The organism is Acidimicrobiales bacterium (assembly GCA_041394185.1).
Classification (GTDB): Bacteria; Actinomycetota; Acidimicrobiia; order Acidimicrobiales; family Poriferisodalaceae; genus JAAETH01.
This window is the reverse complement of sequence record JAWKIQ010000005.1, coordinates 1-17,381: the sequence shown is the minus strand read 5'-3', so window position 1 is coordinate 17,381 and position 17,381 is coordinate 1. Positions and strand designations below refer to the sequence as shown.

Here is a 17,381-nt window from a genome sequence, read left to right as displayed (position 1 = left end):
AACTTTGGTTACTCGTGGGAGTCAAAGTCAGGCGCTGGGCATGGCGCGCAGGAAGATTGGTCGGCATCCTTGCCGGCATCGCAATGGCCACCGGTGTGTTCGCAGCCGCCGGCTATGCCATCGCGCCCCACAGCGAAGAGGCGCTCACACCCATCAGCCGCGAGCGCCTCATCGTCGACTTCAACCTCGAACCGGGCGAGCAACGAACCGAGGTCTACGACAGCCGTGGCGTTCAGATGGGCGTGCTGAACACCAGCATCGACCGCCAGATCATCCCGTATGAACAGATCCCCACGGCGGTCATCGAGGCGGTCACTGCGGTCGAGGACGAGAACTTCTTCGAGCACAACGGTTGGGACTTCCGCGGCACCCTGCGGGCCCTCATGTCGAACGTGTCGGCCGGCGGCATCAGCCAGGGCGGTTCGACCATCACCCAGCAGATCGTCAAGCTTCGCGTCGTCGGCCCCGAACGCACGCTCAACCGCAAGATCCGCGAGGCTGTGCTGGCCTCGCGGCTCGAAGAAGAGCTGTCCAAGGAAGAGCTGCTCGAGTTCTACCTGAACGAGATCTACTTCGGTAATGGTGCCTACGGCATCCAGGCCGCCGCCGAGACCTACTTCGGAAAGGAAGCCCAAGAACTCGACCACGGCGACGCGGCCCTGTTGGCTGGTCTCATCCGAGCGCCATCGATCTTCGACGGGTTCGACGATATCGACATCGCTCAGAGGCGCCGCGAGGTGGGCCTGATCCGTCTCCTCGACCAGGGTCACATCACCGAAGAAGAGTTCGACGAATACCAGCGTCGGCCACTGCCCACCCGCAACCTCAGCCCGAGGTTCACCGACGAGACCCTCAGGCGCAACTACTTCCTCGATTCGGTCACCGATGCAGCCCTCGACCTCGAGGTGCTTGGCGAGACCCGCGACGAACGCTTCAACGCTGTCTATGCGGGCGGCCTGCGGATCTACTCGACCTACGACCCCGAGATGGAGCAGATGATGCGGGCCTCGGTGGAGGAGTTCTTCGCCGACAAGGACCAGGGGCAATTCGAGGTCTCAATCGCAACGATCGAACCCTCGACCGGCGCCATCCGCGCCTTCATCGGTGGCCCCGACTTCGCCGATTTCGAGTTCAACCTGGCCACCCAGGGCAAACGCCAGCCGGGTTCTTCGTTCAAGACCTACGTATTGACCACCGCCGTCGAGCGCGCCGGGTTCTTGCCATACGACACCATCAGCGGCATCGGCCCTTGTGTGTTCGACGACGGCGCTCAGGGGTTCTACACGGTCAACAACTTCGGTGGTGGACGCGGCAGCGCCGGCACCATCGCCTCGATGACCAGGGCCAGTTCCAACTGCGCGTATGTCAGGCTGGGCATCCTGGCCGGCCTCGACCAGGTGGTCGACGTCGCCAGCCGCATGATCGGTCGCACCGGCGACGACAGGTTCCTGCCCTTCAAGTCGATGTCTCTCGGCGCCCAGGAGGTCACACCGCTCGAGCAGGCCGTCGGCTATTCGGTGTTGGCCAACGGCGGCGTCCGCATGGAGCCCTACTACATCGAGCGAATCGAAGACCGCGACGGCAACATCTTGTATCAGCATGTTCCCCGTGGCGAACGGGTGCTCAGCGAAGACACTGCGGCTTGGGTCACCAACGTGCTGGAATCCAACGTCCGCTTCGGCACCGGCACCAGGGCCGCAATCGCCAATGGTCAGCCGGCCGCCGGCAAGACCGGCACCGCCCAGGACTTCGGCGATGCGTGGTTCGTCGGGTACACCCCCTACTACTCCACAGCTGTTTGGATCGGCGACCCCACCGAGATCGTCGAGATGCGCAACATCTGGGGGCTTGGCGGGGTCACCGGCGGCCGGGTGCCTGCACCGATATTCGGCAGCTTCATGAGCAAGGTGCACGAATCGTTGCCGATCCGCGAGTTCCCGGCAGACCCGCCGGGTCCGCGCGCCAGCCGCTTCCTGCACCTGCCCGACGAGAAGTGCGACGTCGAGATCGAACTCGACGACGGCACCACCTACGAGGTCGAGCTCGACTGCACCGACGTCAGGGTCGATCTGGGCGAGCGCAACGGCACGTTCCTGCCGCGCGACGACGCCCTGTGCGAGATCGAGGTCGTCGACCCCGACGGGCTGGTGCGCCGCGAAAAGATTCGCTGCGTCGACGTCGTGTCTCGCGTGAACACCACCACGACGACCATCGAGGAGACCACCACCACCTCCGAGGCCGACGCCAGCACCACAACCACCGATGGTGGCTCCAGCACCACCACGACCACTGCCGGTGGCGCGTCGTCTACCACGACCACAACCGCGGCCACCTCGTCTACGACCACCACGGCGGCCACGTCGTCTACGACAACCACGACGGCCTCGTCGTCGACCACAACCACAGCAGCGACGTCGTCGACCACGACCACCGCGGCGGCGACCACCACAACGGCAGCCGGCGGCTGATTCGCTGCAGGACGTTCGCGCGGGCCGCCGGAGGTGCTAGAACGAACCCGGTCGTCCCAAGTGGAGGTGTGAGTTGACCAACCTCACGGCACTGCTCGAACTCCAGAACCTCGACACGCGTCTGGATCAGCTCGAGCACAAGCGGGCACACATGCCCGAGGCGGCGCGCATCGCCGAGTTGGATCACAGCCTCGAGGCCATAGCGAACCGTCGTGTCGAGCTGGCCGACAAACGCCACGCCATCGCGCGGTCCCAGAAGGCCATCGAGGACGAGATCGCCGGCATCGAGGCCAAGCGGGCCGAGGACACCGACCGCATGTACAACGGCGGCATCACTTCTCCCAAGGAGCTGACCGCTCTTCAAGACGAACTCGACAGCTTGGCCAGGCACCAGTCGAGCCTCGAGGACGAGGTTCTCGAACTGATGGAGCAGGCCGAGCCCCTCGACGCCACGCTCGCCAAGTTCGATGCCAAGGCCGCAGAGCTCCAAGACGAGCGGGGTCGCACCGAAGCAACCATGACCGTCGTCATCGCCGAGATCGACGCCGAACACGGGGCGGTCACGGCCAAGCGCCAGGCGGCTGCGGCATCGGTCGAACCCGATCTGCTGGCTCGCTACGAGCGCATGCGCAACGGATCGCGAAGTGGTGTGGCCGTCGGTTCGCTCAGCGCCGGGGTGTGCTCGGCGTGCGGGCTGGGCGCGTCGGCCGTGTTCCTCGACCGCATCCGGTCGCTGTCACCGGGCGAGATCGTCAACTGCGAGGAGTGTGGCGTAATCCTGGTTCCGGTCGGTGGTACCTGATGCTGTTGTGGTTTGCCGGAGCCTCTCTGGTGTTGATGTGGGTTGTGTTCCGTGACCCGGCCATAGATCATCGCCTGGTCATCGTGGGTGCGCTGCTGCCAGATTTGGTCGACGTGGCCGTTGGCGGTGGGTTCGACGCCGATTCGGGGCCGGCCCACACCCTGGTGTTTGCCGTCGGGCTGATGTTTGCGGTCATGGGCATCACCGTGGGCAGGCGTCTGCTCAGGCGCCGACTGCTGGCCATTCCGATCGGCTGGTTCTTTCACCTGATTCTCGATCCCGTATGGCCGCACTCCTCACTGTTTTGGTGGCCGGTCGACGGCGGCTCGTTCGGTGGCGTGCCGATTCCGGCATTCGACCGTCCACTGGCGCTGACGTTGTTGCTCGAGGCCGCCGGTGCCCTGGCCTTGGTGTGGGCCTATGGCCGCTTCGGGTTGTCCGACCCGGCCAGGCGTTCGGTCTTCGCCCGCAGCGGACGAATAGACCGCCAGCTCACAGACGGAACCCCGCCCACGTGTTGATACTGGTTCGCCATGGTCGCACCAGCGCCAATGCTTCTGGCCTGTTGCAGGGCCGGGTCGACAATCCGCTGGACGATCTGGGGCGCATGCAGGCCGCAGCGGTGGGGGAAGCGTTGGCCAACCTGGGCATCCGGCGTGTCGTTTGTTCTCCGTTGGCACGTGCGGTGTCGACCGCGTCCGAGATCTGTTCGCGGGCCGGCGTCGAGGCCGAGGTCGACGAGCGCTTCATCGAGCTCGACTATGGGCAATACGACATGATCCCGCTGGCTGATGTGCCGGGCGAGGTTTGGGATCGTTGGCGGGCCGACGCTTCGTTTGCGCCCCCGGGCGGAGAGTCGCTGCTGGATCTGAGGCAAAGGGTCTGGGCCGGCCTCGAAGAGCTGGCCGACCAGGCTCGCCGCGACGACATTGCCGTCGTGTGCCACACATCGCCCATCAAGGCCGCGGTTCAGTGGTCGCTGGGCGTCGAAGAAGAACTCTCGTGGCGAATGCGCCTGGACCCGGCGTCGATCTGTCGGGTGGCGGTGCGCGACCGGCCCGTGATGGTCTCGTTCAACGAGACCGCTCACCTGGCGGGCCTCAGCCCTGGGTAGTTGCCGTGGTCGTGGTGGGCTCGGTGGTGGTCGAGACGGGCTGAGTGGTTGTGGAGACCGCCACCGTCGTGGTGGTGGTCGGCTCGGCCTTGGTGGTGGTTGTCGGCTCGGTGGTGGTCGTCGTGGTCGCCAGTCTCCGCTCTTCGGAGATGCGCCTGGCCTCGGCCGCGTCGGTGGTGAAGGTGGCCTTGCAGGTCGACTGGCGAATGCCGCTGGCGACCGAGCCATCGGCGAACACACAGATGCCGATGGGGTCGTTGACGGCGGTGGTGCTGGTGGTGCTGGACGAGACGGTGGTGGTGGACGAGGTCGACTGCTGTGTGCCGGGAGGCGCAACGGTGGTACCAGACACCCGCGGGTTCTGGGTGGTGGGAGTGGCCACCCGCGCTGTGGTGCTGGTGGTGCCGAGGCTTTCGACGACCACCCCGACCTCGACATCGCCCGAGGTAGAGGTCGACGTCGACGAGTCGTCTGAGGCGGGTGCTCCGTCGGGCAGGGTCGAGGACGGCGCCGACGACGAACCCGAGCTCGAACCCGACGTGGTTTCGGTTTGTCCGATGTCGGTGAGGGTGCCCTCGGCTACCACCGGGTCGCCTGAGTTCGTGTCGCGGTTGATGGCGAACAAGACGATGAACACCATCGGCGCGAGCGCAAGGGCTATCAGCCCAACGGTGGTCATTCTGTCGCGTTCCAAGATCTGGTCCCTCGTCGCCGCCGGGGAAGGGCGGGCTTTGCGTTCGGTGACCGATCGTATTCGCTAGAACTACGAAGCGGCGCGCAGCAACCGCAGCGGGTGCCCAACGTCAGCCCGTTGAGCCGAACACGACCGCCACCTCGATGGTTTCGCCTCCGCGCTGCACTGTGAGGGTGGCCCCCGATCCGGGTCGACGCACGAGCACATCGGCGCGTAGGTCGCTGCTGCTGCGGATCATCATTCCGTCGACGGCGGTGATGCGGTCGCCGACCTGCAGACCCGCGTCTTCGGCTGCAGAACCTTCGACGACCTGGCTGATCAATGCCCCCGCGGTGCCGTCGGTGGTGCGGCCCGAGCTGACGCCCAACAAGGCCAACTGCACCTGTTGCCCGGCGACGAGCTGATCGGCCACGATGCGAGCCAGGTCGACTGTGACGGCGAAGCCGACGCCGGCGTTGTCGCCACTTTCGGTGAAGATCTGAGAGCTGATTCCGATCACCTCGCCGCTCAGGTTCACCAGAGGGCCGCCCGAGTTGCCCGGGTTGATGGCGGCGTCGGTTTGCACCATGGGAATGTCGGACACCACACGATCCACGGCGCTGACAATTCCGGCCGTCACAGTCTGTTCCAGCCCGAACGGGCTACCCAGCGCCACCACGGCCTGGCCCACGGTTATCTCAGAGCCGTCTGCCAACGAGGCGACGACCATTCCGGCCGGTGGGTCGATACGGACCACGCCGATGTCGGACAGTGTGTGGGTGCCCACTACCTCGCCTGGTACGCGGCTGCCGTCGCTCAACAGCACTTCGACGGTATCGACGTCGTCGACCACGTGGGCCGCGGTCATGATCAGGCCAGATGGGTCGTAGACCACTCCAGAGCCGACCCCGAAGCCGGTCTGGATGCGCACGACTGCGGGCGACACCAGGGCCGCGGCCTGGGCATAGGGCTCGCCGTCGATGCCCGCCGACTCGATTATCGGCACGACGGCGGGCTGGATGGTCGTGGCGACGGGCTCGGCGTCCGCCTGGGCAGCGTCCGCCTGGGTCGATGTGTTCTGGGTCGATGTGTTCTTGGCGACCAGGTAGGCCACCGCGGCCGAGGCTGCCATCAAGCCGGTGATGCCGACGATTGCCGCCAGCACCAGCGGCCACCGACGCCGGCGCTTGGGCTTGGTTTCAGGAGCGCGCTCGGCGTCGGGCTGACCCTCATCGGTGGGCTGGTTCTTGTCTTCGAAGCCCCACATCAGTACGGGTAGCGGGTCGTCGAGGGTCAGGGGGATCCTGACGTCGGGTTCGTTCGGCTGGTCAGGTGTCCATCGATCCATGTTCGCCTCGGCCATGTCGAGCGGTTTGTCGGCCCCAGTCTGGGGACGCTAAATGAGACAACCGTGAGAACGTCCCGATTCATTCCGAGGTTCCGGCTGGTTGGGGTTCGATTGGCTCGTGTGACGGTGAGCCGGCCACATAGGCGGGATTCTGTCCGGCGGCACGAGCCGCTTGGGTGGCCATCCATCTATGCGGTCTACCCGGAATCGTGGGACGGGCCGCCCGATTCCTGCTCGACCTTGCTCCGGGTGGGGTTTACCTAGCCGCCTGGTCGCCCAGGTCGCTGGTGCGCTCTTACCGCACCGTTTCACCCTTGCCTGTGATCGGCCTGGTGGCGAACCATCAGCCCGACCCATCGGCGGTTTGCTCTCTGTTGCACTTTCCGTCGCCTCGCGGCGCCTGGCCTCACGCCAGCACCCTGCCCTGTGGAGTCCCGACCTTCCTCGAATGCCTCGAAGGGCACCCGCGGCCACCTCGGCCGACTCACCGTCGCACGCAGGATAGCCGGGTGGACGCTCGGCTAGACCGAGCAGGTGATGTCGTTGGGGCCGTTCTGCCAGTAGCGCACGAGGTAGTCGCCCGCCAGGTCACCACCCGGGTGCTGGTAGGTGGTGCCATCGACGTTGGCCAGCCACGAGCCGTTGAGCCGCACGTAGTAGGTGCCGATGCCGGCGATGGGGCTCCAGGTCAACAAGACGCCGCCTCCCTGGGCCGATTTGGTGCACTCCGGACCTCCGCCGCCGCCACCACCACCACCACCACCACCACCGCCGCCGCCTCCGTCGACCGTGGCGCAGGTGATGTCGTTGGGGCCGTTCTGCCAGTAGCGCACCACATAGTCGGTCGCCAAGGTGGCCGGGCTGTCGGTGTAGGTGGTGGCCTGGGTAGAGGCCAACCACGAACCGTCCTTGCGGATCTGGTAGGTCGGGTCCCCGGCTATCGCGTTCCAAGTGATGATGGCGGTGCCGTTGGAAACCGTTGCAGTGCATTCGGGGTCACCGCCGCCGCCACCACCACCACCACCACCACCGCCGCCGAGGTCGAAGAAGGCCAGGGGGCCGACGAGGAAGCCGTTGGTGCGGTCGCCGTCGTAGCCGACCAGTAGTCCTCGTTCGGTGACGGTGATTTCGCGGGCGCCGCGGAAGGTGTTGTTGCCGGGGTTCCAGGTCAGGGGTGTGCCGTCGTTGACGCTGAGGGCGGCCAGCTGGGTACGCCACGCCCCTCCGGCGAAGAACACGCCGCTACAGAAATCGAGCCCCTTCGGAGCCATGATCTCGGTGGGGCCAGGGCCCTCGTCGATCTTGCAGAAGTGGCCGCCCACATAGACGATGTCGTCTGTCATGCCCACACCAAAGGCAGAGTCACGCAGGTACTTGCGCCACGTGTAGGTGACCGGTCGATCGACGGCCTCGACCAGATAGGCATAGTCGGACGTGGTTGCGGTGCCATACACCAGAGCGATCTTGGTGCCGTCGGGGCTGACCGATGCGTCCTGCAGGTCGATCGTGGGAACCATTCCAGAAGACCGGTGGGCGGTGAGGAATGGTGCGTTGGGGTCGGCGATGTTGATGACGGCGGTGGGGCCGGTGGCGACGCCGCTGATGCTGCTCCAGCGGCCGCCCAACACCAGACGCGTACCCGCCGGGTCGACCCCCATACCCCGGAAGGTCGTATAGATGCCTGGGGCCACACCCACATCGAAGTTGGGGTTGACGGTGCCGGTGTTGGGGTCGAGTTGGGCGAGGTAGCCGATGGGTTGGTTGTTGATCTGGCTGAAGTCGCCTGCGACGAATAGGCGGTTGTCGTGTAGGGCTAGTTCGGAGACTTTGCCCCAGGTGCCTTGTACGTCGAAGGTGGTGTCGACGTTGCAGGTGGGTAGTTCGATTTTGACGAGTTTGGATCGTTTGAAGGTGCCGTTTGGTGCGGTGATGTTGCGGAAGCGGCCGGCTACGAATGCTGTGTTTGGTTCGTTGCCTGGGATGATTTCGAGGACTTCGTCGTCGAAGGTGATGTTGGTGCAGATGATCTGTTTGGTGTCGATGTGCCAGCCGGTGAAGTAGGGCTGGTTGATGAGGGTGCCGTTCTGGAGGCGGATCTGCTGGAAGTCGCCACCCGACAAGATGTAATCACCAACCTGATCGGCCGCCCACACGTCGTACTGGTTGGCCTGCTGGATAACCGGGTAGCCAGTGGAAGGTGTCTCGGGCACCAACGGAGTCTGAGCGGCGGCGGGGTCGGCCATTTCGGCAACGCTCGGAACAAGCCCGAGAACGGCGACCAACGTCAACCCGGCAATCAGCAACTTGCTGAGGCGGTCGGCGACTTTGCGTGGAATCATCTGTTGGATTTCGTTAGGGCCGAAATGAGGCGTTCGGCGTGTGCGCTGAGTCGTTGCCGCTCGACTCGTTCGTACTCGGGGCGTCACGGAGAGTGGGGGAGACGCCGGTCTCGATCTATTCGGTGCCACTATCTGCCACTGAAGGTGGCGGATTGTGTTGGGACACTAGTAGTTCATGGCAGTACGTGCAATGCCTTGGTGCATCAGTGACTTCCACCTTTGACCGTGTCGCACTCGATCTCGTGCATAGCTCCTTCGTGGTAGCGCACGACGTAGGTGTCGCTCACGGCGCCTGAGGGGTCCAGGTGGCCAAAGCCCTGCACCGTCGCCAACCAGACACCGTTCTTGCGCACGGTGTACTCGTCGGTTTCGGCCAGCGGGGCCCACTGGATCGAGGCGCCGTCGGAGGAGACCGAAACGACACACACGTTCGGCTGTGGCTGCGGCTCTGGTGTGGGCTCGGGTTCGCCTCCGTCGCAGATGATGTCGTGGGGTCCGTTCTGCCAGAACCTCACGACGTATTCGGAGTTGGCGGTGCCACCGACGACGACGTGGCTGGTGGTGGTCACCGAAACCACCCAGGCGTCGTCGCTGCGCAGGTGATAGTTGCTCTCGCCCTCAACCGGATCCCACGTCAGCATCACCCCGTCGGCCGTGGGTGAGGCATCGCATCGATAGCCCGTCTCGACCACTGGTGTGGGCTGTGGTTGTGGTTCGGGCTGCGGCTGCGGCTGCGGCTCGGGCTGTGGTTGTGGCTGTGGCTGTGGCTGTGGCTTGGGTTCCGGTTGCGGATCGGGCTGCGGCTTGGGTTCCGGTTGGGGGTTGGGCTGCGGGTCGGCGATATCGACCACCATCTGGCCACGGAAGTAAGCAAGGGCGCCGGTGCGCACACCGCCCGCCGTCATGCCATCGAAACCCATGAGGAGCCCGCCATCGGCGGTCACAGTCAACTCGCGGGCTCCGGTGAACGAGGTGTTTCCGGGGTTCCAGGTGAGCGGGGTGCCGTCCTCGATGCTCAGCGCTGCCATCTTCGTGCGCCAGGCGTCGCCGCGGTTGTCCACGTTGGTGCAGAAGTCCCAGCCATGCTTGGGGCTCATCACCTCGAAGGGTCGCGGGCCACCCTCGATCTTGCAGAAATGCCCTGTGACGTACACGGCGGATTCGCCGATTGCGATGCCGAACGACGAATCGCCCATGAAATGTGTCCACTTCGGTGTGACCCGCTGTTCGGCCAGCGGCATCAGAACCGCGTAATCGGTGACGGTCGTCTTGCCGAATGCGAAGCCCACGTACCTGCCGTCGGCGCTGATGGCGGCGTCCGTGATCGCGTCGATCGGGAACGGGATGACCGACCGGTGGGCGGTGAGGCGGGGGTTCGCGGGGCTCGAGATGTCGACGACCGCACTGGGTCCGGTCGCGATGCCGCCGATCGATGTCCACTTGCCGGCAACAACCAGTCGAGCGCTCGCTGGGAACACCTTCAGTTCTCGAATGGTTCCGGGCAGGCCCGACGAGAAGTCGAGGTCGAATCCAGGGTCGACGGATCCGCTGTCGGCGTCGAGTCTTGCGAGATGGGCGATGTCCTCGCCGTTGATCGACGTGAAGTCGCCCCCGACGTAGAGGTCGTCACCGGTCAGGGCGACGTCGGTGATCTTTCCCCACACCGAGCGGACCTCGAAGTCGGGGTCGATGGTGCAATTCTGTAGGTCGAGTTTGGCCACCTTGCTCTGGGCGTACTCGTCCTGGCCGTCCGACACGCGGGTGAACCTGCCCACCGCGAAGATCGTGTTTCGCGACTGTCCGCGGGTGAAGTTCAGTACCTCGTCGTTGAAGGAGATGTCGGGGCAGGCGAGCCGGTTGGTCCGCAGATCGACGGCCATGAAATAGGGCTGGTCGACGACCGTTCCGGGTGTGGTTTCGATTTGGCGGAAGTCGCCGCCACCCAACAAGAAGTCGTCGACGATCTTGGCCGCATAGACCTGGTATTCGTCTTCGTGAAGGATCACAGGCAGGTCCGCCGCCGGGGTGTCGGTGGCGATGGTCACCGCTTCGGCTGCCGACGCCGGGTTGGCGGCGACCGTCAGGCCGGCGACGCTGAGCAGGGCTGCGAGAATCGCAGCACAAGCACGCGCAGCACAATTCGATGTCTTCACCGTCACTCCCAAACGGCCGGCGGAACTCCCGGCCGTACCGAGTGAACAGATAATCACTCAGAGTGACACATGTCAAAGAAAATCACTCAAGTAGGCACAGTCGGTGGTCGAAGGCAATCGTTTGTCCACTGCCAATAGGCCAGTCTCAGCGGATCAGTGACCGAGGCCTGTCAGAGAAACGCGACGCGGCGACCCCGCCCAGAAGACCCAATGTGGTGCCGAAGGCGAACATCGCGGCCACGATGACCAGGTCGAATTCGGCGTCGCCCAGTGCGGCCAGGGTCATTCGAACCAGGGTCAAGACGGCTACCGGCGGAACGGCCGACAGGGCTCCGTGCAGCGCAGGGGTTTCGGGGCGCATCGAGCCCGATACTGCGCCGCCGGCGAAGAACACGGCGAAGATCGCAAACATGATCACGACCTGCCAGCCCGAATCGTCACCTATCAGCCGACCTGCGATCGCCGCGAGAGGAACCGACAACACCGTGACCAGCAGGGCGCCCCGGTAGATCGCCTCGGTGTCGACCTCGTAGCCGCGGATGCGGTGGCTGGCTCCAAGACTCATGGGCGCAAAGTTATCGACTCAAAGGCGGTCTTCGGTCCGTCCCGGTACTCCCATGGCGATGAATTCGTCCAGCATCGATCGCCTCGTGTGCTGATCCCAACCGAGCTCGGTGGCCAGCAGATCGGCCACCTGTGGGGCCAGCTCGATGGCCTGAGCCGCATCCAGCAGGCCGACGCGCCAGCGGCGGCTCAAGACGTCGTCTATCGAGCACGCCATCTCGTAGCGGGCGGAATACACGACCTCGCCCAGGATGTAAGTCGAATCGGGCCGCGCGGCAACAGCGAGGTCGGGGTGCGAACGCATTATCGCCTGCACCACCCTGCTCTCGGTCCCGTAGCGATGCCACAGCCGTGGGATGCTCAACCCACCCACGTCGTCGCGGCTGCCCGAGCCGACCAGCTCGATCCGTTTGGTTCTGCTGGGGCGAATGCTCACCTCGTACCCCAGTTGGGTGACGGCGATGTCGACCGCCTCGGCCGCGAGTCGGCGCGACTCGGTGAGGTCGTCGGTGTGGGCGGCGATGACGCCGTCGTCGGAGACCGTCGCCGAGATCCGTCCTCCCGGCCGTATCAAGGTGCGTTTGCGTGGCGGGGGGCCGAACCATGCGCCGGTCACGTCGGTGTTGTCGAGGTCGTGGTCGATCGAGCTTCGCGCGCTGGCGAGGGCTTGGGCGATCTGATCGCCACGGGGCCGCGTTGGCTGTGCATCGGGCGATTCGGAGAAGTCTCCAGCGATGCCGAGCATTACGTGGTCCAGCCACGGAACGATCGACAACTGTGCTGACAAGTAGGCCGAATCTGCCACGAACCGGTCGCTCTCGACCGCGAGGTAGAGCCGAGTTCTAGGCGGGGTGGGTCGCGGCTGAAGGCTTGGCCTGGCATCGATGATGGTGCGGGCAGCCACGGCGACCGAGCCGACAGTGGGCGCCGATTGCGCATCTCGAAGCACCACGTCGGCACCCACGGCGTGGCCGGATGCATCGTGCCTGACGCGCTCCACCGACGCCCTGTTCGCGCAGCGAGCACCAAAGCGGATGGCTGCCGTGCGCGCAAGGGCGAGGGTCAAGCGGGCGTCGTCTACAACCGCGCCGGTGTGAATCGAAGTGTTGGTGGAGGCGTCGGGACGCAGCGACGGGATGCGGTCGAGTACCGCGTCGCGATCGATTTGCCACTCGTCGCTCGGTCGCCGCTCGCCCAGCCTGAGCCTGGCTGCCACCCGGCCGGCCCGCCGGTGGCGCGTCGACCGTCTGCCGGGCTCGATCACCGGAATGTTCCACAGCAGGAACGAGGCGTTGTGGCGCAATATCGCGAGTTCCGACAAACGCTCGGCTGGAGCCACCCGCCCAGCCGTCAGCTCGGTGGTGCCGCACACCAGCTTCGACGTCATCGCTGATGTGCCCGAGGCGAAGTCGTCTGCTTCGACCAGAGCCGTGGCCAGGCCGCGGGATGCTGCGTCGAGCGCGGCCGCGGCGCCGAACAGTCCGCCGCCGATGACCAGCACGTCGAAGGTCTCGTCGGCCAGGCGCTCGATCGAGCGTCGGCGGTCGAAGGCATCTGTCAGCACGCGCAGGAGCATAAACAACGCGAGCCGAGAGTGGCCGACAGGCGGTCGCAGAGATCCAGTTTGCCGTTGGGCTGGACATTCGGCTCGTGGCGCGGGAGACTCGATCGTTGCTGGCACCTCCGTCCCCCCAGGAGCGCGACCAACGTGAACCAACAGTGGCAGAGCCACGCCGCGTGCCAAGGTCTCGCGGCCGACATCTTCTATCCCACAACCGACGACGAGTCTCTCGAGGCCAAGTCCGTTTGCGGCGAGTGCCCGGTGCAGACCGAGTGCCTCGAGCACGCGCTCTCGACCCGCGAGAAAGATGGCGTCTGGGGTGGGGCAACAGAGCGAGAGCGCAGGCGAATCATTCGCCAACGTCGCCGAGCGGCGGCCAAACAGCGCGCTCTGTCTGTGGTGTCCGCCTAACCTTGGCCCCGTTCAGAGGTCGTCGCTCGGCTCGTCGCTGATCGGCGGTACCTACCAGAGCAGAGGCAGGCGATGACAGACATCGGTGACCACGGCGGGTGGCCCGCCATTTTGACCGAGCTGACCCAAGGTCGCGACCTCTCGTCGCAGGCGGCGCGTGCTGCCCTGGGCACCGTTCTGGAGGGCGACGCCACCGATGCCCAACTGGCGGCCTTCATCGTCGCCTTGAGGATGAAGGGCGAAAGCGTCGCCGAGATCTCGGGAATGGTCGACGCGATGTTGGACAACGCCGCACCGCTCGACCTGCCCGAAGGTGTCATCGACATCGTGGGCACGGGCGGATCGGCCATGCGGCGACGAGCTGCACTGAGTGTGTCGACCATGTCGTGTTTCGTCGCTTCGGCGGCTGGTGCATCTGTTGCCAAGCACGGCAACGTCGGTGCGTCCTCCACCAGCGGCTCATTCGACACGCTGTCGGCTCTGGGCGTGACCACCGGGCTCGACGGTGACGGCGTGCGGCTCTGTGTCGAGGAGGCCGGGCTGGGCTTCGTGTACGCCAAAGCCTTCCATCCGGCCATGCGGTTTGCCGGGCCGGTTCGCTCGCAGCTGGCCATTCCCACCGTGTTCAACTTGTTGGGTCCGCTTTCGCACCCAGGTCGGGTCCTGCGTCAGCTGATCGGTGTAAGCGATGCCGCCATGCAGGACCGCGTCGCTGCGACGTTTGCGGCTCGCGGTTCGAGGCACTCTTGGGTTGTTCACGGCAGCGGGCTCGACGAGCTGACACTGACCGGGCCCACCCGCATCGTGGAGGTTCGCGACGGCGAGCTGACCCGTGATTTCGTAATCGAGCCCGGCGATTTCTCGCTGGCGACGGTGACCGAAGACGCCATCGCCGGCGGTGGCCCGCAAGACAACGCCCGGATCGCCCTGGAAATCTTCGGCGGTGCCGACACCGGTGCCAGGCGCGACATAGTGGCGCTCAACTCTGGTGCGGCCTTGGTGGTGGCCGGTCTGGTGGCCGACCTGGACGAAGGCATCAGCTTGGCGATTGACACCATTTCGTCGGGCGCTGTGCTGGACAAACTCGAGGTGGTCAGGGCCGTGTCTGCCCGCTGGCGGCGGTTGATCCGGCGGGGCCCCATGGGCCTCAGGCCTCGCGCTTTGTGCCCACACCCTTGGCTGCAGCGAAACGGGGCAGCGAGATGGTCGCCGAACTCCACTGACCTTCGACTTCCACCAGGCGAAGGTCGGCGGCGTTGGCGTCGAGCCACGACGCAACACAAATGATTTCGTCTGCGGCAGTACCGTCGAGAACGGTCCCGAACGGCCCGGTGGGCCCGGACTCGGGGGCGCTGAGGTTTGCTGGCGAAAATAGTGGCACGTCGCCGTCGGTGCTCCATGTGTTGGCCAGGCGCCCGGCGACGATCTCCGCTCCGCCGCGACCGGGCTGCTCGACCACCAGACGGCCGGCGCGTTGCATGCGAGCAAACAGGTGCGAGCGTCTGAGGATGGCCGCCAGTGCGGCAGCCCGGTCGCGGGTTTCTGCTGCTTCCTCGAAGCGTTCGGCCAGCGCCAGCGCGTGCATTCGGTCGGCCAGCCGGGCGAGGATACGTTCTGGGTGCCGGGTCAGCTCGGTCGTTACCTGGGCCGTGATCTGGGCGTACTGGGCGGGTGGGGTGAAGCCGGTGCACGGGCACGCGCTGGCGCCCAGCTGAGCGGTGGCGCAAGGACCGGATTGGGCCCGCGACGAGGGCCGACTGTTGCACCGCCTGAGGCTGGTGACCGAGTGGATGGCGTCGATGGCAGCCGTGGCCGCACGTCGCGACCTGACCGGCCCCAGGTACAGGGCGCCATCGCTCTTGGGTCGCGTCACGACCGACAGCCGGGGGAACTGTTCGTTCAACGTCAACTTGAGGTAGACGTACTTGGACGGTGACTTACCGACGCGGTTGAAACGCGGCGAGTGCTGCTGGATGAGGCGTATCTCGGTGACCTCGGGTTCGAGCGGCCCTGGGCATTCGATGTGGGAGATGTGGTCGGTCTCGCGCAGCAGTTGGGCGACCTTTCGCCTGCGGTCGCTGGAGAAGTAAGACCGCACACGCGTCCTCAGGTTCGTGGCCTTCCCGACGTAGAGAATGCGGCCATCGCGATCGTGGAACATGTAGACGCCGGGCCGGCGCGGAAGCCCGTCTGTGAGCGCCAACTTGTGGACCTGAGGGTGGGTGTCTATGCCGGGCAGATTGAGCAGATCGTCGAGACCCAGCACACCGAAGAAGGCCGCTCGCTCGAACAAGAAGTGCAACAGGTCGGCGGTGGCCATGGCGTCGTCGAGGGCTCTGTGGGTGGGGCGGTGGTCGAGCCTCAGACGATCGGCCAGGGTGCCCAGCTTCATGTTGGGTACCTCGTCGACCAGCAGCCGCCGGGCGACCGCAAGCGTGTCGACGACGTGATTGCCGAGACGCTGACGGCCCGATCGCTCGAGGGCCGCGTTGACGAAAGCGAGGTCGAAGCCGACGTTGTGGCCGACGACCACGGAGTCGCCGATGAACTCGAGCAGACTGGGCAGGACCGACTCGATCCGTGGAGCCCGCAACACCATGGCCTGGGTGATGCCGGTGAGCACGGTCATCTCAGCGGGAATCCGGATGCCGGGGTTGACCATGGTCTGGAAGGTTCCCAGGGCCTCGCCACCGCAGACCTTGACAGCGCCGATCTCGGTGATGCGATCGTCGTTGCGGTTGCCGCCCGTGGTCTCGAGGTCGATCACACAGAACGTGACCTGATGCAGGGGCACGCCCAGGTCGTCGAACGACCGCTGCGAACCGGGGGAGTGGGTGCGAGGTGATGCGCGGTGGGTCACGACGCGGTCGGCGGCCGGCTGGTCGAACAGAGGCTGGTCGAACAGCGAACGGTTGACGGATGTTTGGTTGAAGAGCGTCCCAGAGTCCACGCCGTCGACCCTAAGGAGGGGGTGGGACGGTCGACCTCGCCTCATGGGGGTTGGCGAACAAGTGCGGGGGCGCGACACTCGGGTCTGATGGATGCCGACGCTGAGGCAAGCGCCACCGCAGACCTGGGCCGTGAACTCAGGGACGAGCTGAGGCCTGCGATCGAGAGCGCTTTCCACGTGGCCCGTTCCCTCGCCCGCAACACCAAGTCGAGCGTCGAGGTGCCGGCCGCTCTTCGCCCTTTTCTGACCTTCGCGAAGCTTCCGCCCCGAGCACTCGACATAGTTCGCGAGGCCATCGACGCAGACGAAGCATTCAGGAAACACGTCGTGTCGCTGACCGAGGAACACGAAGTCGGCGAGCTGGGCTGGCTTTGGCTGGATCGCCCCGATGGTTGGGTGCAGAGGTTGGCCGCCGCCGAGGCCGAAGCCATCGACCGCAGGCGCAGTGCCGATGCCGAATTGAGGGCCAAGGCTCTCGAGCGCCAGGTGCAGCGCCTGGAACTGGATCACCAGAACGCCAAGGAGGCTCTGGCAGCGGTGGAGGAGGCCCGCGACCAACTCGACCGCTCGCTGGCCCAGGCCCGCACCGAGCTCGAGCGGATTCAGGCCGCCCACGATCACGCTGTCAACGAGCGCGACGAGCTTCGAGACCGGGTGACCAGGCTCGATCGCCGAGCTACCAGGGCCGAGAAGGGCCTGGGCGAGGAGCGGGCCAAGGTCAGGCAGCTCCAGGTCGAGCTCGATCAGGCCATCGCATCGGCCGGGCAGGCAATCGACACCGCGATGTCGCTGGGGCTCGACGATCTGGACACCACCGCCATGTCGGCCGAGGTGCCAGCCGATGTCGTCGAGGTGATGAAGCCCGGTCGCGATGACGGTTCCGACACCCTTGGGGCCGCCGACGCCATCGCCGCCGCCGCCGACCTGACCGCGTCGCTGGCCGACGCCCTTCGACGTGCTGCCGCCCACCTGCGACCCGACGCGCCCGACACCTCCGC

13 protein-coding genes, 1 other RNA gene and 1 pseudogene are annotated in these 17,381 nt (G+C 65.7%); 7 read left to right on the top strand and 8 right to left on the bottom strand.

The window, feature by feature from the left end:
- Positions 1 to 14 precede the first annotated feature (14 nt).
- From R2770_20215 to R2770_20200, 4 genes are all read left to right on the top strand, one after another.
- A complete protein-coding gene (locus R2770_20215) occupies positions 15 to 2,468 on the top strand; it encodes a transglycosylase domain-containing protein (GenBank protein ID MEZ5282789.1) in 2,454 nt (817 codons plus the stop codon).
- Positions 2,469 to 2,541: 73 nt separating this feature from the next.
- Positions 2,542 to 3,270: a hypothetical protein gene (locus R2770_20210; GenBank protein ID MEZ5282788.1), complete on the top strand. Its 729-nt coding sequence runs from the start codon at positions 2,542 to 2,544 to the stop codon at positions 3,268 to 3,270.
- Complete coding sequence (locus R2770_20205) at positions 3,270 to 3,791, top strand: hypothetical protein (protein MEZ5282787.1); 522 nt, start codon at positions 3,270 to 3,272, stop codon at positions 3,789 to 3,791. The genes R2770_20210 and R2770_20205 overlap by 1 nt, the downstream gene beginning before the upstream one ends.
- On the top strand, positions 3,785 to 4,384 hold the full coding sequence (locus R2770_20200) for a histidine phosphatase family protein (GenBank protein MEZ5282786.1): 600 nt from the start codon (positions 3,785 to 3,787) through the stop codon (positions 4,382 to 4,384). Before R2770_20205 ends, R2770_20200 begins: the two co-directional genes overlap by 7 nt.
- Here the strand turns inward: R2770_20200 and R2770_20195 are convergent.
- The 7 genes from R2770_20195 to R2770_20165 all read right to left on the bottom strand — a co-directional run bounded on the left by R2770_20195 (position 4,371) and on the right by R2770_20165 (position 13,025).
- Positions 4,371 to 5,078 carry a hypothetical protein gene (locus R2770_20195; GenBank protein ID MEZ5282785.1) on the bottom strand — a complete coding sequence of 236 codons (708 nt, stop codon included), beginning with the start codon at positions 5,076 to 5,078 and terminating at the stop codon, positions 4,371 to 4,373. The two genes, R2770_20200 and R2770_20195, sit on opposite strands and share 14 nt — an antisense overlap.
- Positions 5,079 to 5,187: 109 nt before the next feature.
- On the bottom strand, positions 5,188 to 6,420 hold the full coding sequence (locus R2770_20190; GenBank protein MEZ5282784.1) for a trypsin-like peptidase domain-containing protein: 1,233 nt from the start codon (positions 6,418 to 6,420) through the stop codon (positions 5,188 to 5,190).
- A gap of 108 nt (positions 6,421 to 6,528) precedes the next feature.
- Positions 6,529 to 6,892: RNase P RNA component class A (gene rnpB, locus R2770_20185), an RNA gene on the bottom strand.
- 34 nt (positions 6,893 to 6,926) lie between these two features.
- A complete protein-coding gene (locus tag R2770_20180) occupies positions 6,927 to 8,744 on the bottom strand; it encodes a hypothetical protein (GenBank protein MEZ5282783.1) in 1,818 nt (605 codons plus the stop codon).
- A 203-nt stretch (positions 8,745 to 8,947) separates the two neighbouring features.
- Complete coding sequence (locus R2770_20175; protein ID MEZ5282782.1) at positions 8,948 to 10,897, bottom strand: delta-60 repeat domain-containing protein; 1,950 nt, start codon at positions 10,895 to 10,897, stop codon at positions 8,948 to 8,950.
- Between the two features lie 145 nt (positions 10,898 to 11,042).
- Positions 11,043 to 11,462 (bottom strand): hypothetical protein, encoded by a 420-nt coding sequence (locus R2770_20170; protein ID MEZ5282781.1) that lies wholly within the window; start codon positions 11,460 to 11,462, stop codon positions 11,043 to 11,045.
- Between the two features lie 18 nt (positions 11,463 to 11,480).
- A complete protein-coding gene (locus R2770_20165; protein ID MEZ5282780.1) occupies positions 11,481 to 13,025 on the bottom strand; it encodes an FAD-dependent oxidoreductase in 1,545 nt (514 codons plus the stop codon).
- A gap of 144 nt (positions 13,026 to 13,169) precedes the next feature.
- Between R2770_20165 and R2770_20160 the strand changes: the two genes are divergently transcribed.
- Complete coding sequence (locus R2770_20160) at positions 13,170 to 13,433, top strand: WhiB family transcriptional regulator (protein ID MEZ5282779.1); 264 nt, start codon at positions 13,170 to 13,172, stop codon at positions 13,431 to 13,433.
- Positions 13,434 to 13,505: 72 nt separating this feature from the next.
- A pseudogene (trpD, locus tag R2770_20155) lies at positions 13,506 to 14,516 on the top strand (anthranilate phosphoribosyltransferase).
- A 64-nt stretch (positions 14,517 to 14,580) separates the two neighbouring features.
- Here trpD and R2770_20150 read toward each other — a convergent pair.
- The gene (locus tag R2770_20150) at positions 14,581 to 16,383 is read right to left on the bottom strand and encodes a DEDD exonuclease domain-containing protein (protein ID MEZ5282778.1); all 1,803 of its coding nucleotides are present in this window, start codon (positions 16,381 to 16,383) and stop codon (positions 14,581 to 14,583) included.
- An 87-nt stretch (positions 16,384 to 16,470) separates the two neighbouring features.
- On the opposite strand from R2770_20150, the gene R2770_20145 reads away from it, so the two are divergent.
- Positions 16,471 to 17,381 (top strand): hypothetical protein (locus R2770_20145; protein ID MEZ5282777.1); only part of this gene is annotated, 911 nt, incomplete at its 3' end.

Excerpts from the sequence above, each read along its gene's own strand:
- R2770_20205 (MEZ5282787.1), top strand. The coding sequence starts at position 3,270 with ATGCTGTTGTGGTTTGCCGGAGCCTCTCTGGTGTTGATGTGGGTTGTG.
- R2770_20190 (MEZ5282784.1), bottom strand. The coding sequence starts at position 6,420 with ATGGCCGAGGCGAACATGGATCGATGGACACCTGACCAGCCGAACGAA.
- R2770_20180 (MEZ5282783.1), bottom strand. The coding sequence starts at position 8,744 with ATGATTCCACGCAAAGTCGCCGACCGCCTCAGCAAGTTGCTGATTGCC.
- R2770_20170 (MEZ5282781.1), bottom strand. The coding sequence starts at position 11,462 with ATGAGTCTTGGAGCCAGCCACCGCATCCGCGGCTACGAGGTCGACACC.